Annotated in this window: 10 protein-coding genes; 6 read left to right on the top strand and 4 right to left on the bottom strand. The window is 36.5% G+C overall.

What is annotated here, in order from left to right:
* Window positions 1-31 precede the first annotated feature (31 nt).
* Together A9G40_RS12185 and suhB are read right to left on the bottom strand one after the other, a co-directional pair.
* Complete coding sequence (locus tag A9G40_RS12185; RefSeq protein ID WP_065583257.1) at window positions 32-2,218, bottom strand: heavy metal translocating P-type ATPase; 2,187 nt, start codon at window positions 2,216-2,218, stop codon at window positions 32-34.
* Between the two features lie 128 nt (window positions 2,219-2,346).
* Entirely contained in the window at window positions 2,347-3,150 is an 804-nt protein-coding gene (gene suhB / locus A9G40_RS12180) for an inositol-1-monophosphatase (protein ID WP_065583256.1), read from the bottom strand.
* 609 nt (window positions 3,151-3,759) lie between these two features.
* Between suhB and ubiU the strand changes: the two genes are divergently transcribed.
* The 4 genes from ubiU to csdE all read left to right on the top strand — a co-directional run bounded on the left by ubiU (window position 3,760) and on the right by csdE (window position 7,439).
* On the top strand, window positions 3,760-4,755 hold the full coding sequence (gene ubiU / locus A9G40_RS12175) for a ubiquinone anaerobic biosynthesis protein UbiU (RefSeq protein WP_065583255.1): 996 nt from the start codon (window positions 3,760-3,762) through the stop codon (window positions 4,753-4,755).
* A 158-nt stretch (window positions 4,756-4,913) separates the two neighbouring features.
* Window positions 4,914-5,792 (top strand): U32 family peptidase, encoded by an 879-nt coding sequence (locus A9G40_RS12170; RefSeq protein WP_065583254.1) that lies wholly within the window; start codon window positions 4,914-4,916, stop codon window positions 5,790-5,792.
* The gene (csdA, locus tag A9G40_RS12165) at window positions 5,761-6,975 is read left to right on the top strand and encodes a cysteine desulfurase CsdA (RefSeq protein WP_065583253.1); all 1,215 of its coding nucleotides are present in this window, start codon (window positions 5,761-5,763) and stop codon (window positions 6,973-6,975) included. Before A9G40_RS12170 ends, csdA begins: the two co-directional genes overlap by 32 nt.
* A 68-nt stretch (window positions 6,976-7,043) precedes the next feature.
* Entirely contained in the window at window positions 7,044-7,439 is a 396-nt protein-coding gene (gene csdE, locus A9G40_RS12160) for a cysteine desulfurase sulfur acceptor subunit CsdE (RefSeq protein WP_065583252.1), read from the top strand.
* 41 nt (window positions 7,440-7,480) lie between these two features.
* Here csdE and dolP read toward each other — a convergent pair whose 3' ends face one another.
* The gene (gene dolP, locus A9G40_RS12155; RefSeq protein ID WP_065583251.1) at window positions 7,481-8,059 is read right to left on the bottom strand and encodes a division/outer membrane stress-associated lipid-binding lipoprotein; all 579 of its coding nucleotides are present in this window, start codon (window positions 8,057-8,059) and stop codon (window positions 7,481-7,483) included.
* A 235-nt stretch (window positions 8,060-8,294) separates the two neighbouring features.
* On the opposite strand from dolP, the gene A9G40_RS12150 reads away from it, so the two are divergent.
* Both A9G40_RS12150 and A9G40_RS12145 read left to right on the top strand, forming a co-directional pair.
* Window positions 8,295-8,993: a DUF1266 domain-containing protein gene (locus A9G40_RS12150; protein ID WP_065583250.1), complete on the top strand. Its 699-nt coding sequence runs from the start codon at window positions 8,295-8,297 to the stop codon at window positions 8,991-8,993.
* Window positions 8,990-11,683 (top strand): hypothetical protein, encoded by a 2,694-nt coding sequence (locus tag A9G40_RS12145; RefSeq protein WP_065583249.1) that lies wholly within the window; start codon window positions 8,990-8,992, stop codon window positions 11,681-11,683. Before A9G40_RS12150 ends, A9G40_RS12145 begins: the two co-directional genes overlap by 4 nt.
* 66 nt (window positions 11,684-11,749) lie before the next feature.
* On the opposite strand, the gene A9G40_RS12140 is transcribed toward A9G40_RS12145, so the two are convergent.
* Window positions 11,750-13,420, bottom strand: coding sequence for a molecular chaperone HscC (locus A9G40_RS12140; RefSeq protein WP_065583248.1), 1,671 nt, complete (start codon window positions 13,418-13,420; stop codon window positions 11,750-11,752).
* Between the last annotated feature and the right edge of the window lie 35 nt (window positions 13,421-13,455).

Genomic DNA, 13,455 nt, shown 5'->3' with positions numbered 1-13,455 from the left:
CCTCCTTATGCTACCACCAACTTTATACGATTTATTTTCCGCTCTTGGCCTTCCAACGTTTGAGTAACAATGCATTGGTAACCACACTCACACTACTTAACGCCATCGCTGCGCCAGCAATCATTGGGTTTAAATAACCTAGCGCCGCTAATGGAATACCAATCAAATTATAGACAAACGCCCAGAATAAATTCTGCCTGATTTTATTATAAGTTCGACGCGAAATATCAATCGCATCAGCGATTAAAAATAAATTGCCTCGCATCAACGTAATACTTGCTGCATGCATTGCCACATCGGTGCCCGTTCCCATAGCAATACCGATATCGGCAGCAGCTAAAGCGGGCGCATCATTAATACCATCCCCGACCATAGCCACTTGATTATTGGCTTGTGTATAGCTTTCTTTCTGTAATTGATAGATATAATTTGCTTTGTCTTGAGGCAATACTTCAGCAATAACTCGATCAATAGCTAACTGATCACCGACATAATTTGCTGCTTTCTGATTATCACCAGTTAACATTACCGTATTAACATGTAGTTGATGAAGCGCATCAATTGCACTTTTTGCTTCATCTTTAATCATATCAGCAAAGCCTAATATCGCCAAAATCACCACATTGCCTTCTAACTGTTGTTTAGCTAAAAATGAAACGGTATAACCTTTGTTAGTTAATTCGCTAATTTTATCATCCATATTCATAACATAAGCGTTTAATGACTTCATCCAACGCAAACTTCCTAAATAATATTCGGTATTATCAAGGGTAGCCATTACACCTGAACCTGTTACTGAAGTCATATTTTGCGCATAACGAAACTGCCCTGCTTTACTTAAAATCGCCTTAGCAAGTGGATGCTCACTACCCGCTTGTAATGACGCAGCAATCGACAAAATTTGCTCAGGCGTCTCGCTACTTATAATATCCATTTCGACTAATTCAGGTTTGCCCATGGTTAAAGTACCTGTTTTATCAAATGCGACCGTATTAATACTGTGCAGTGTTTCTAATGCTTCGGCATCTTTAAATAAAATACCATGACGAGCAGCTACTCCAGTACCAACCATAATGGCTGTTGGCGTTGCCAACCCTAAAGCACATGGGCAAGCAATCACTAACACCGCAATACAATAAAGTAATGCTTGTTGCCAATCATGCGATATTATTCCCCACACCAATAACGTAACAAGTGCAATTAATAAAATCATCGGTACAAAAATCGCACTAATGCGATCAACAATGCGTTGAATCGGCGCTTTTTTTTCCTGAGCTGATTCAACCATTCCGATAATCTTCGATAGTGTTGAGTCGGCCTGAATGGCGGTCGCTTTAACAATCAATAATCCTTCACCGTTAATCGTGCCACCAGTAACCACATCGTTAACCATTTTATTGACAGGCAAACTCTCACCAGTTAACATCGACTCATCGCTACTTGATTGACCTTCTATCACAATGCCATCAACCGCGATACGATCACCAGGTTTAACAATAACAATATCACCAACTTTAACTTGGCTTATTGGTAAACTTACTTCCTGATCACCTCGCCTAACTAAGGCGATATCCGGCCTTAAAGCACAAAGTGCTTCAATCGCTTGTGTGGTCTGATGTTTAGCGCTTGACTCTAGCCATTTTCCCACCAAAATTAAGGTGATAATCACCACTGAAGACTCAAAATAAAGATGTTCAGTATTTCCCGTTATAAATTGATAAACTGAAAGCCCATACGCCGCACTCGTGCCGATAGCAACCAGTAAATCCATATTGCCTGACAACGCTTTAACCGCATTAAAAGCACTTCGATAAAATTTTGCCCCCAAACCAAATTGCACTATAGATGCAATAACCAATTGCAACCAAGCAGGCATCATCAAATTCAAACCAAACAAAGCTAATAACATAGGGAAGACAAAAGGAATGGCAAAAATAATAGCAACAATAATTGGATATATAGATGATTGCCTTTTAGATTTTCTTTGATTATCCGTTGATTCGGTAATTTCAACCGCATGATAACCAGCTTTATCCACTGCCGACATTAATGCTTCCAGCTTAACAGAAGCATTAGCATTAACCATTGCTATTTCGGTAGCAAGGTTAACACTAACATCAATCACTCCATCTACTTTCTTGATTGCCTTCTCAACGCGCCCAACGCAAGATGCACAGCTCATTTCTTCGACAATAAAATTGTATTGGACAGTTTTCATTCAAAGCATCCCCCACTTATTATTTATGTTGTTGGCAATTAGTATATACCCAAAATAAAAAAGGGTTCACGAAAATAAGCATAAAACAGCAGGGTAAGATTAACCCTGCCTTAGGAAAAAAAGGAAGGTTAATTACGAAGATTTTCTGGCCATTCGTTTTGGGTAGAAACCAATAAATCTTTAACAACACGAGGGTTACCCGCCACAATATTACCAGAAACCATATAGTTATTACCGCCAGCAAAATCAGTAACAACCCCACCAGCTTCGCGCAAAATAAGCTCACCAGCTGCGATATCCCACGGTTTTAGGCCAATTTCAAAAAAACCATCTAAACGACCAGCAGCAACATAAGCAAGATCTAACGCAGCCGAGCCAGCACGGCGAAAATCACCGCATTTAACAAACAATTTTTGTAAAACAGTAAAATAACTATCGCTGTATTGTTTCGCTTTAAATGGGAGCGCAGTAGCAAGCACACTTCCCTCCAAACCCTTGGCATTACTAACACGAATACGATAACCATTAAGCTGAGCACCTTTACCACGAGCGGCGGTAAACAGCTCATTACTCATTGGGTTATAAACCACAGCAATTTCGGTTTTACCTTTAACTCGGGCAGCGATTGACACAGCAAAATGCGGAATATTTTTGATAAAATTAGTCGTACCATCAATTGGATCGATTATCCACTGTGTATCAGCATCATTCCCTTTCGCCAAACCACTTTCTTCAGCAATAATAGTATGATCAGGGTAAGCTTTTTTGATTGTCTCAATAATCAAAGCTTCAGCTGCACGATCAGCATTAGTAGCAAAATCATTAGTGCCTTTGGCTTCAATCTCGATTGAACTTGGGTTTTCATAAGCCTTAATGGCAACATTCCCTGCTTTACGAGCAGCACGGATAGCGATATTCAGCATCGGATGCATAATTTTCTTCCAATTGATGATGTTAAAGAACGGGTTGATTTAGCAAAGCAATTAGCCTTACTAAAAATTGGAGTATAGTATAAAGGTTTTACAACCTTATTACCAGACTATACCTGCATTGATGACAAAAATAGATTTAATTGATCTTGATAAAAAATCGTAAAAATTTTTAATAAAACAAGCTCAATTTTTATTGTAAAAATCAGCAGGTAATGTTTTCTCTCTATTTTTTATTTATTTTGTTGTTTTAAAATGGCTTTGTTTCGAGTGTTTGGTTTTCGCATAAAAAATAAGCCATTGATGATATTGCCCGATTTAGGAGATTTGTGCCCAATATTTTACAACGCCACGTATGGCGTTAGATGGCTAAAAATAAGATATTTTTTCACTTAAAAAACAGGTCAGGAAAAATACTGATTTTATTTTTCTAGATTACACCCAAATGCTGACGCCATACCTTATTCGGCGCCAAAATATATCGCTGATAAAGGCGATAAACAAAGCCTTACCCATTTATTAAGCAGAATAACCGCTTTCTATTCGCATTACTCTCGAAATTATTGCATAATACACAGCGTATAAATTACCGAAATTAAGTTAGGAATAATTATGGAACTTCTTTGTCCAGCTGGATCGTTGCCCGCTCTTAAAGTAGCAATCGATCATGGTGCTGATGCCGTTTATATTGGTTTGAAAGATGATACCAATGCCCGCCATTTTGCTGGTTTAAATTTTAATGAAAAACGGTTGTTAGAAGCTTCAGATTATGTACATAAACGCGGTAAAAAGTTACATATTGCCATTAATACTTTTGCTCATCCTGAAAATTTCCAACGTTGGCAACATGCTGTCGATACAGCTGCAAATATTGGTGCTGATGCGTTAATTATTGCTGATCTTGCCATGCTTGATTATGCGGCTGGAAAGTACCCTGATCTTGAGCGTCATGTTTCTGTGCAAGCGTCTTCAACCAATGAAGAATCGATTAAGTTTTACTATAACAACTTTCAGGTACATCGTATTGTGTTACCGCGTGTACTTTCGATGCATCAAGTTAAACAACTATCACAAGTTTCTCCTGTTCCGCTAGAAGTATTTGCTTTCGGCAGCCTGTGCATTATGGCGGAAGGACGTTGTTATTTATCATCCTATTTAACTGGTGAATCACCCAATACAGTTGGGGCTTGTTCGCCAGCTAAATTTGTTCGCTGGGAAGAGACCGAAAAAGGGCTTGAGTCACGACTCAATAATGTGTTAATTGATTGCCATAAAAAAGGTGAAAATGCGGGTTACCCAACGCTATGCAAAGGGCGTTATTTTGTTGGCGATAAGCTTTATCATCCAATCGAGGAGCCAACCAGCTTAAATACCATTGAGCTATTACCTGAACTATTTGCTGCTAATATTGCCTCGGTTAAAATTGAGGGGCGTCAGCGTAGCCCTGCTTATGTTGAACAAGTAACCAAAGTATGGCGACAAGCCATCGATCGCTATAAAGCCAATCCGCAATCATTCCAAACAGAAAAAAGCTGGATGGATACGCTTGGATCAGTTTCAGAGGGAACACAGACAACATTAGGCGCTTATCACCGTAAATGGCAATAATTTAATTTTTTTATTAAAACAAATAATTAAAAAATATACATTTTAAATGTAATATTTCGCTTTTTATATCTTCTGTTTTTTGTAAATAAATACAGGTGATAAGGTATTATCTTTAATAATTTAATTCATTTAATATAAACAATATTGTGAGCAAAACTATGAAATACGCATTAGGACCAGTGCTTTATTATTGGCCTAAAACCACAACAGAAGCGTTCTATTACGCCGCTAGAGAGAGTCAAGCGGATATTATTTATATGGGCGAAACAGTATGTACCAAACGCCGTGAAATGAAAGTTGCCAATTGGATTGAACTGGCAAAAGAAATTGCTAAATCGGGTAAACAAGTAGTGCTTTCAACCCTAGCATTACTTGAAGCGCCATCAGAATTAAACGATTTACGACAATTAGTTAATAACGGCGATTTTTTAGTCGAAGCAAATGATTTAGCTGCCATTAATATTGCGCAAGAGCATAAATTACCATTTGTTGCAGGCCCTGCTATTAACTGTTATAACGCATTAACTTTAAAATTATTACAAAAACAAGGGATGGTGCGTTGGTGTATGCCAGTTGAGCTTTCTCGTGACTGGTTAACCAATGTACTTAATCAATTTGAAAATTTAAATATTAAGCGAAATTTTGAAGTTGAAATATTCAGTTATGGTTATTTACCTTTAGCTTATTCAGCGCGTTGTTTTACCGCTAGATCAGAAGACAAGCCTAAAGATAAATGTGAAACATGTTGCATTAATTATCCCGCTGGGCGTGAAGTGTTCTCGCAAGAACAGCAAAAAGTATTTGTGTTAAACGGTATTCAGACTCAAAGTGGTTATTGTTATAACTTAGGCAATAATCTTAAAGAGATGAAAGGATTAGTGGATATTGTTAGAATTTCACCACTTGGTCTTGAAACGCTCGATATTGTCAAACGGTTCAAAGCTAATGAAGATGGATTAAATCCGCTACAAATTGAACATAAACGAGATTGTAATGGTTACTGGAATGGTATTGCCGGACTTGAACTTACCCAATAAGCATTTTGTGCCTGAGCAATTTAGGGCGGATTTTCCTGCGCTTAATAGTGAAAGTGTCTATCTTGATTCGGCAGCAACCGCACTTAAACCACAAGTGATGGTTGATGCAACGCTTGCCTACTATTTAGAAAATACCGCAACAGCCCAGCGTAGTTTGTATAATACCGCACTGCAAGTCACCGCAACGATTGATAAAGCAAGACAAAATGTTGCTAATTTAATTCACGCTCAAAGTAGCACTGAAATTATTTGGACTCGTGGTGCGACTGAGTCATTTAATTTAATTGCGCAAAGTTACGCTCGTCCGTTACTACAATCTGGCGATGAAATTATTGTGAGCGAGTTGGAGCATCATAGCAATTTATTGCCTTGGTTGATTGTTGCGGAGCAAACAGGCGCTAAAGTCATTCAATGGTCGTCAGATGTTAATGAGCTATCTTTATTAATGTCTGCTAAAACAAGAATTGTTGCAATAACGCAAATGTCGAATGTAACGGGTTTTTGCCCTGATTTAGCTACAATTAGCCACATTGTTCATCAACATAATGCGGTTTTAGTTGTTGATGGTGCGCAAGGCATTGTTCATCATGCGCTTGATGTCCAGCAATTAAATATCGATTTTTATGCTTTTTCAGCCCATAAATTGTATGGACCAACGGGTCTTGGTGTTTTATATGGTAAAAAGTCCTTACTTGAACAAATGTCGGTTTGGCATGGTGGCGGAAAAATGCTAAAAAGCGCTTCATTTGATGATTTTATTCCTGAAGATCTTCCCTATAAATTTGAAGCAGGCACACCCAATATTGCTGGCATTCTTGGCTTTAACGCAACACTTGAATGGTTAAAAAGTTGGGATAATAAGCAGCAAGCAGAAAACTACACAAAGCGACTCGCTGACTACGCAAAATCACAACTAAACCAATTTGCGGATATTCAATTTTATAGTGTGGATAGTAGCCCGATTATTACGTTTAATATCAATGAGATTCATCATAATGATATTGCTATCTTATTAAGTGAACAAAATATTGCGATCCGCACTGGTGAGCTTTGTGCCCAGCCTTTGATGAATAAATTAGGATGCCACGGAGCGGTTCGTGTTTCATTGATGCCATATAATAATCAGCAAGATGTGGATAAATTTATTTCAGAGTTGCAAAATGCAATTGAAATATTAGTGTGATTTTATACTGAAACGTATAGTTTCCTGAAACTTTTTTACAAGCAGTTAACCGTAAATAGGTCAATATTATGCTATCACAGCAAAGCTTAACCGAATTATTTGCAAAGCAACGTACTTGGCAAGATCGTTATCGACAATTAGTAATGCTAGCAAAGCAATTACCTGATTTCCCTGAAAATGAAAAAACTGAGCAGAACCAAGTCCACGGATGCGAAAACCGTGTATGGCTAACTTATCAAAAACAACAAGATAATAAGTATATTTTTCAAGGTGATAGTGAGGGAAGGATCGTCAAAGGCTTGTTGGCCATTTTAATCATCATTGCCAATCACAAAACAGCACAAGAAATTGCAGCTATCGATTTTCAATCCCTATTAAGTCAGTTAAAAATTTCTGATGAGCTAAGCCAATCACGTTTGCAAGGGCTTGCTAAATTAATTGAGCGCATAAAATCGGTTGCATAAAAAAGGGGCTAATGCGCCCCCTGTCTTTTATATAGTTACCGTTAATTTTCAGTATAAGTGTAAAGTGTAATGACTTTTTTTACACCACTGACTTTACTTGCAATTTCAGCTGCTGCTTTACCTTCTTCTGGGGTAACCATTCCAATTAAAAACACTTCGCTATTTTCGGTTACCACTTTAATTTTGCGAGCTTTTGTTTTAGCATCTAAAACTAACCGAGATTTAACTTGAGTTGTTATCCAAGTATCATTAGTAATAGTTACTGCCCCAACGGGCTCCCCAATACGAATTTGGTTATAAACTTTTTTTACTCCGTCAACTTGATAAGCAAGCTTTTCTGCTTGTTCAACTTGTTGACTATTTGCTTGTCCAACCAAAAGGATATTACCACCATAAGCACTCGAAACAATACGCGAACCAATAAACAAAGGTCCATGGTCTTTAATTTTTATCCCCATACGTGAACTGAGCGTTGTATCATCAACTTGGGTACCAGTAGTGCGAGGATCAGAGGCAACTTTTGCCGTAGCCCCTGCACCAATTCCTATAACAGCAGCAACGCAGCCTTGCAATATTAATGTGCAAGAGATTAACATTGCCATTATGGCGATCTTTTTCATTATAGCTCCTTATGATTTATTGCTCTGTAATAATCAAATTCTAATAGATTGTTTGTATTATGCCTTGTAGATATTGATTTGCAAATAATTTTATGATTTATGCTAGCTTATAGCAGCATTTCTATTTTATGAAACTATATCATAAATTTCTGTTTGAATTTCAAGTGTTATTTTAGTGTGAAATCTGCTATCTTTGTATAATAAATAAAATAAATCAGATGATTGGAATACAAATATGAATCAAGATTGTGTTGATTGGCTATATGGTTTATCTGCACCAATGGTTGTAATAAACATAGAAAATGGAGCTAGTTATACTTCGCCATTTTTTTATCCAGATCGAGATTTTGTTGATATGAAAGAGAGTTGGGCTATTGATTCCCGTGAAACTTTACTTAACTGTGTGTTCGGCATGGTTGATGATGGGCACGCTTCAGCATTGTCTAAATATTATTTGATGTATTCTCGACTTTCCGAATTTGATTGGTATGACCATTATCAAGAACAAGATGACTATCAAAAAGTTTTGCTTGATTTTGTCAAACAAACCTTTTCTGTGTGTGGTACTGCAGGTATCCGTAGTTGGGATTATGCTCGAATGGGATATATCTTACGAAATGGTACTACTAATAAATATATCACCGAACAAGAGGCCTTATGGATTCTTTCTCGAATAGGGCTCCGTTGTCAATATTATTATAGAAACTGGCACCATTACTTTACAGGCTGGTTTGTTGGTTATCAATATTGGATATCACTCAATAGCAAAGAAGACTTAGAAACATTACGCTGTGAATTGACTCGAGCATCACGCGCTCATACCATGGCAAATTTACATGAAGATAAAGATGCCCCACATAATCATTTACCTTGGTATATTAATATTGAAGAACTAGAAAAACCAGAGTCACTAATGGAGTATGATTGGTCATGAATGAAAATATTTGGCAACTGTTAGGCATTGAAAAAACAACCGATCAAGCGGCTATTCGTCAAGCATATCGAGCACAATTACCTTCATATCACCCTGAAACTGATTCCGATGGTTTTAAAGCATTACGCGAAGCCTATGAGTCAGCAATAAAATATGCACAATCGCCCGAAATAATGGTCGATGAACCTAAGTCTGAATCAGAACAACAAGAAGTATCAGTATCCTTAACAGAAGAACAGCTTAAAGCCAATGAAATTTGTGAGGCTTATCAAACATTGTTAGATGATCCTCAACGTTGTTTTAATGTTAACGAGTGGCAAAAATTTATTGGTTCATTTTATGACTACTCAATGGCAGTTATTGATTCTGTAAAATGGCGATTGTTAGAAATAAGTTATGAATCAAAAAATATATCAGAGTCATGTGTCAAACTATTAGCCGATAGTTTACGTTGGCGGCAACAGCTAATGATCCAATTTGCCGATGATTTTGAAAAGTATGATAGTTATTTAAATCATATTGATCGCGGTGATTTATTTGATTACACATGTTTGCCAACAACCAATAAAACACTACAAAATGCAACTATCGATTATATATATAATGCCAAATGGTTATTTTGGGAACGTAGATCAGAAGATGTTTATGCATTTTTAGCTCAAGATACCATTATTTATCTTCCTGATGATAAGAAATTTATGCTCGAATTTGCTCATTGGCATAGTACTGCGAGCCTAAAAAATCAATCTATTTTAGATTATGCTTTAAAATGCATTGCCGAAGGCGATGAAGATGAAAATATTATTATCGAGTGGAAATATATTGCCGCCATTCAATATACGCTACTTGATAATAAACAAGAGTCCTTACAATCTTGGCTAGATCTTTATAGTTCAGGCCATTATCAAGATAAAGCAGCCAGCTGGATAGCTGGTTGGTGCGAATATTATAATAAAGATTATTTCCCATTATTAATCATGGCTCTTAATAATTCTTACTGTATTGCTATAGATAACACTGAAAATTATTTAAATGCAATACCTCAGCTAACAGCAACAACTGTTTCACGATTAGCGGAACTAGAGGATAGCGATTATTCCCCTGAAATAGCCAATTTTATTGACTGGGCTTTAAATGTAAATTGGAATTATAGACAAGTTTTATCCATGCTATTACTTGATGACGGTACCAATCGATTGTATCGCTTATATCGCCATGCCATCATGCTTCGCCACGGTAATGAAAGATTATTGCAAGAAATCCTTGATGAACGCAGCGATGATCCATTTGAACAATTTATTTTGCAAAATTTACAACGGCAAGCACGACAAAACCTAACATGGTTATCAGAACTACCGCCCGTACAAGAGTTTAAAGCTTGGCTATATGATAGTGATGAAAATACGCCTATCCCAGCTAAATTTGATCCTAACTCTGAAGATAATCATTGTTTTTATTGTCGTTTATGGCTAGATAGGCTTGATTATTTGCCGTTTGTTGCCATATTTCATCTTTATAATAATTTAGAGTATTCATATATGGAAATGTATGATTGGGTAGCTTTTCTTACAATACGAATACCTTACAAACTACCTGCTCCACCAGATGCTTCTATCTGTTCAAGTAATAAAAATGCCTATTGGCAATGGTATCGTAATTGTTTATTAGTTATATCAATTGCCAGCCAGCCTTTTGCAACGGCCAAATATCTTCAAACTGAGAATAATACATTCCAACTACCGAATGACAATTTGCTATCTCCTCTTATTAATATTTTTAAACAAGGAAACTGGCAAAATGAAACAGAGTTATATAATCTGATTAACAATGACAGTAAGTTAATTAATTGCATCTTAATAAATTATCCAAATTCAATTGAATCGTATATTGATGATACACCTGATAGCATTGATTTTAAGGAAATTGAGCAAAAACTTGAACAAGTATGGCAACCTAAATTAGCAAAACAAAACCCTCTCTACTTGATTATTTTATACAACATAGTATTTTATAAACCCGATCAAAAAACAAAATTAGATCAGATGTTGAAAAGTGTTACTGGTGATAATAAAGAGTTAATAGAAACAGCAAAAAATCTAAAAAAGAGTTGGATTGCACCATTTTTTGATCGCAGTATGAAATACAATTATACTAAACAAACTGATGAAATAATGATACTTACTAAACGTTTGTCTAGCTATTACGGTATATACGATGAAGATGAACTTGAAGTGTTATACAATTTTAAAAACAACAGTGACAATGATTTAGTCTTACGGCTTTGTGCAGCATTACTTATAGCAAAAAATCATGAAAATCAACAAAAACTGGAATCACAGCCATTACCTAAAAATAAATGGTGGCAGTTTTGGCGTTGGAAAGGACGAACTAATATAAAAGGTTTTATTATACAATTATGTTGTAGCTTCATTGTGTTAGGATTGATGATCGTACTTAACAGTAATTCTGAATTGAATAGTCCTACTTTTTCTATGATTTGTTATTCTATTGCTGTAACCAACATGATTTTTGCTTTAAAACGACGTTTTAATGATATTGATAGAGGAGAACCCGTGACCCAAATGTTGGTTTCTCTCTTATTTTTTATGCCATTTTTGGGTTCCGGCATCAAACACACTAACCGTTTTGGACCACCAGTGGAAAAAACACCCAAAGAAAAGGAAAAGTAAACAAAATAAAGTCCTCTTTTTTATCTCTAAAAAAGAGGACTTTTTATATTTTTAAAATTTTATTGGCTATCGATTCAGATCTTTTAGATTAGATTCAATTTCACAACGAATTTTGTTAATTTCTTCAGAATTTTGTCTATTTAATACTTCCATAAAAACTTCGATATATGATCCAATTAATAGACGTTCATCACCCAATGATTGTGCCCATGCACGTTCCAGCCTTGCTAATAAAGTACGATTCGGCATTTCGTCGCGAGGGTGAATTTTAAGTGCTTTTAAGCGATCATGACTGTCTTGTTTTTGTTTGTCTGTTAATCCAATTGGACTATGATCAATCACTTTGCCATGTTGTTTGCCTGTCTCAAGTAAAACCACATCAACTTCTAATAAGCCATTTAGATCATAACTAAAGCGAACATCAATCCCTTGTGTTTTTTCCATTGGCGTTAGAGGCACTTCAAACTCATCAATTAAAACATTGTTTTCAACGCGTGGATTTTCACCTTGATAAACCGAAATACATATCACTTTTTGCTGAGGGTGAGTTGTGTAAAATGTTTTTACTTTCGAAGTTGGTACAATAGTATTACGTTCAAGAATGGGTGAAAATAACCCACTGACATTATTTGAACAACTTTCAATCCCAAGAGTATAAGGACACACGTCGGTGAGAATGACTTCTTCTACATCTTTATTACGCAATCGGCAAGCAGCTTGAACAGCGGCACCTTGAGCGACAATTGTAGTTGGGTTTATATGACGATATGGTAATTTTCCAAATAATTTAGTAACCAATTCGCGCACCACTCCAAGTTGTGATGAACCGCCAACTAATACAATATGCTCTAGCTGATTAGGCTTTAAACGTGCATCATTTAACGCTTGTTCGACCGGTGCTCGTAAACGATTAAGTAACGGTAACCAGATCATTTTAGCTCGGCTTTCATTGAGTGCAAATTGCCACTGCTTATCTTGCCAAAACCACGTCAAATTATGCATCTGTTCACCATTTAATTTGCATTTTAATTGCTCTGCCAAATCTAACAATCGAGCATAATCATCTGCTGGAATATCTTGTTGTTTAAGATTCCACTCACTTAAGCAAGCTTTAACAAGCTCTTGGGTAAAATCTTCACCACCTAAATAGTTATCACCTGCCGAAGCATGCACTTCAATAATTGGCATCGAATATTCAAGCACAGTCACATCAAACGTGCCACCACCTAAGTCAAATACTAAAGTATTACCTGATTGTTCTTCGTGTAATCCGTATGCCATAGCAGCTGCTGTTGGTTCATTGATTAAACGCACAGCATTTAATCCCGCTAACTCAGCAGCAAAGCGAGTCTGCTTGCGCTGCTCATCATTAAAATAAGCAGGCACCGAAATGACAACATCACAAATTTCTTGCTTTAAAAATACTTCTGCATCCGCTTTAAGTGATTTTAAAACCATCGCTGAAAGTTCGGTTGGCGTAAACTTTTTGTCGCCTAATTCAAAAACTTTGTTTGAACCTAAAAAGCGTTTAAAAGCGGCTGCACTACGATTGGGATGCGTGGTTAAACGGGACAATGCCGCATGTCCGACTAGAATAGAATCGTCTTCGTCAACACTAACTGCAGATGGTGTAACAACTTCACCAATTGAATTAGGAATAAGGAATGGTTTTCCATCTTGCCAAACACAAATTAAACTATTTGTCGTACCTAAATCAATACCTATCGGGTAACTCATAACCCCTCTGAATAATATAATAATTTCCTATTGTT

This window comes from Gilliamella sp. Nev3-1, assembly GCF_001690435.1.
Lineage (GTDB): Bacteria > Pseudomonadota > Gammaproteobacteria > Enterobacterales > Orbaceae > Gilliamella > Gilliamella apicola_C.
Note: the sequence above shows the minus strand (reverse complement) of the source record. Positions and strands in the feature narration are given on the sequence as shown.

What these genes read in the sequence shown, in the direction of transcription:
- suhB (WP_065583256.1), bottom strand. Translation starts at nt 3,150, where the DNA reads ATGCATCCGATGCTGAATATCGCTATCCGTGCTGCTCGTAAAGCAGGG.
- csdE (WP_065583252.1), top strand. Translation starts at nt 7,044, where the DNA reads ATGCTATCACAGCAAAGCTTAACCGAATTATTTGCAAAGCAACGTACT.
- A9G40_RS12140 (WP_065583248.1), bottom strand. Translation starts at nt 13,420, where the DNA reads ATGAGTTACCCGATAGGTATTGATTTAGGTACGACAAATAGTTTAATT.
- ubiU (WP_065583255.1), top strand. Translation starts at nt 3,760, where the DNA reads ATGGAACTTCTTTGTCCAGCTGGATCGTTGCCCGCTCTTAAAGTAGCA.
- A9G40_RS12185 (WP_065583257.1), bottom strand. Translation starts at nt 2,218, where the DNA reads ATGAAAACTGTCCAATACAATTTTATTGTCGAAGAAATGAGCTGTGCA.
- csdA (WP_065583253.1), top strand. Translation starts at nt 5,761, where the DNA reads ATGGTATTGCCGGACTTGAACTTACCCAATAAGCATTTTGTGCCTGAG.
- A9G40_RS12150 (WP_065583250.1), top strand. Translation starts at nt 8,295, where the DNA reads ATGAATCAAGATTGTGTTGATTGGCTATATGGTTTATCTGCACCAATG.
- dolP (WP_065583251.1), bottom strand. Translation starts at nt 8,059, where the DNA reads ATGAAAAAGATCGCCATAATGGCAATGTTAATCTCTTGCACATTAATA.
- A9G40_RS12145 (WP_065583249.1), top strand. Translation starts at nt 8,990, where the DNA reads ATGAATGAAAATATTTGGCAACTGTTAGGCATTGAAAAAACAACCGAT.
- A9G40_RS12170 (WP_065583254.1), top strand. Translation starts at nt 4,914, where the DNA reads ATGAAATACGCATTAGGACCAGTGCTTTATTATTGGCCTAAAACCACA.